The organism is Streptomyces sp. PsTaAH-137, assembly GCF_003259365.1.
GTDB lineage: Bacteria > Actinomycetota > Actinomycetes > Streptomycetales > Streptomycetaceae > Streptomyces.
The window spans coordinates 1-1,934 of the sequence record NZ_QLLY01000087.1; the positions used below are offsets into that span (position 1 = coordinate 1).

Genomic DNA, 1,934 nt, shown 5'->3' on the forward strand with positions numbered 1-1,934 from the left:
GCCGAGCTGTTCGCCGCGAACTCCTACCGCGACTACCTCGAACTGCACGGCCTGTCCGTGCAGTTGGCCGAGGCGCTCGCCGAGTACTGGCACGCGCGCGTCCGCGCCGAGATCGGGGTGGCGGGCGACGACCCCGACTCGCTCGCCGGCATGCTCCGCACCGAGTACCAGGGGTGCCGCTACTCGCTCGGCTACCCAGCCTGCCCGGACCTGGAGGACCGCGCGAAGATCGCCGGCCTGCTGCGGCCCGAGCGGATCGGCGTCCACCTCAGCGAGGAGTTCCAGCTCCACCCCGAACAGTCCACCGACGCCATCGTCGTCCACCACCCCGAGGCGAGCTACTTCAACGCGGGCCGGGCGGGAGGCGGACGGTGAGACCGACGTTCTCCTTCGAGTTCTTCCCGCCGAAGACCGCCAAGGGCGAGCAGACCCTGTGGCAGGCGCTGCGCCGGATCGAGCCGCTCGCCCCCGACTTCGTCTCCGTCACCTACGGCGCCGGCGGCTCCTCGCGCGAACGCACGGTCCAGGTCACCCAGCGCATCGTCGCCGAGACGACCCTGCGGCCGGTCGCGCACCTCACGGCCGTCGACCACTCCGTGGCCGAACTGCGGCACATCATCGGCCAGTACGCGGACGTCGGCGTCCGGGACGTCCTCGTGCTGCGCGGCGACCCGCCCGGTGACCCGCGAGGGCCCTGGCGGCCGCACCCCGACGGCTTCACGTACGCCTATCAGCTCGTCGAACTCGTGCGCTCGCTCGGCGAGTTCAGGGTCGGCGTGGCCGCGTTCCCCGAGATGCACCCGCGCTCGCCGGACTGGGACACCGACATCCGCCACTTCGTCGCCAAGTGCCACGCCGGAGCGGACTACGCGGTCACCCAGATGTTCTTCGACGTGGAGGACTACCTGCGGCTCCGGGACCGGGTGGCGGCCGCCGGCTGTGACACGCCGATCATCCCGGAGATCATGCCGGCCACGGACGCCCGCCAGATCGGCCGGTTCGCCGAGCTGTCCGGCGCCGCGTTCCCCGAGGACCTCGCGCACCGGCTGGAGGCGTCCCGGGACCGCCCGCACGACGCGTACGAGATCGGTGTCGCCCACGCCACGGCGATGGCCGAACGCCTGCTCGCCGAGGGAGCGCCCGGCCTGCACTACATCACGCTCAACAAGTCCACGGCGACCCTGGACATCCACCGTGCCGTACTGAACAGCTCAAGGAGCCTCCATGTCAGCTGAGTTCACCGACTTCAAGGTCGCCGACCTCTCCCTCGCCGCCTTCGGCCGCAAGGAGATCACCCTCGCCGAGCACGAGATGCCCGGCCTGATGGCGATCCGCGAGGAGTACGCCGAGGCGCAGCCCCTCGCGGGCGCCCGGATCACCGGCTCCCTGCACATGACGATCCAGACGGCCGTCCTCATCGAGACCCTCGTCGCGCTCGGCGCCGACGTCCGCTGGGTCTCCTGCAACATCTACTCCACGCAGGACCACGCGGCGGCCGCGATCGCCGCCGCGGGGATCCCGGTCTTCGCCTGGAAGGGCGAGACCCTGGAGGAGTACTGGTGGTGCACCGAGCAGGCGCTGACCTGGCCCGGGCACGCCGGCCCGAACATGATCCTCGACGACGGCGGCGACGCCACCCTCCTCGTCCACCTCGGCGTCGAGCGCCAGAAGACCGGCGCGCTGCCGGAGGCGTCCGGCGAGGAGATGACGGTCGTACGCGGCCTGCTGGAGCGCGGCACGCTCGACTGGACCGCCATCGCCTCGGAGATCCGCGGCGTGACGGAGGAGACGACGACGGGTGTGCACCGGCTGTACGAGATGCAGCGCGAGGGCACTCTGCTGTTCCCCGCGATCAACGTGAACGACGCGGTGACGAAGTCGAAGTTCGACAACAAGTACGGCTGCCGCCACTCGCTGATCGACGGCATCAACCG

Annotated in this window: 3 protein-coding genes; all 3 read left to right on the forward strand. The window is 70.9% G+C overall.

The features are described 5' to 3' along the window. On the forward strand, positions 1 to 375 hold a 375-nt coding region (locus K377_RS41055), incomplete at its 5' end, for a vitamin B12 dependent-methionine synthase activation domain-containing protein (RefSeq protein ID WP_272920607.1). After that, positions 372 to 1,235 carry a methylenetetrahydrofolate reductase [NAD(P)H] gene (metF, locus tag K377_RS41060; RefSeq protein WP_111668709.1) on the forward strand — a complete coding sequence of 288 codons (864 nt, stop codon included), beginning with the start codon at positions 372 to 374 and terminating at the stop codon, positions 1,233 to 1,235. The genes K377_RS41055 and metF, both read left to right, overlap by 4 nt. Continuing rightward, a partial coding sequence (locus tag K377_RS41065; protein WP_111668710.1) for an adenosylhomocysteinase occupies positions 1,225 to 1,934 on the forward strand: 710 nt, incomplete at its 3' end. The genes metF and K377_RS41065, both read left to right, overlap by 11 nt.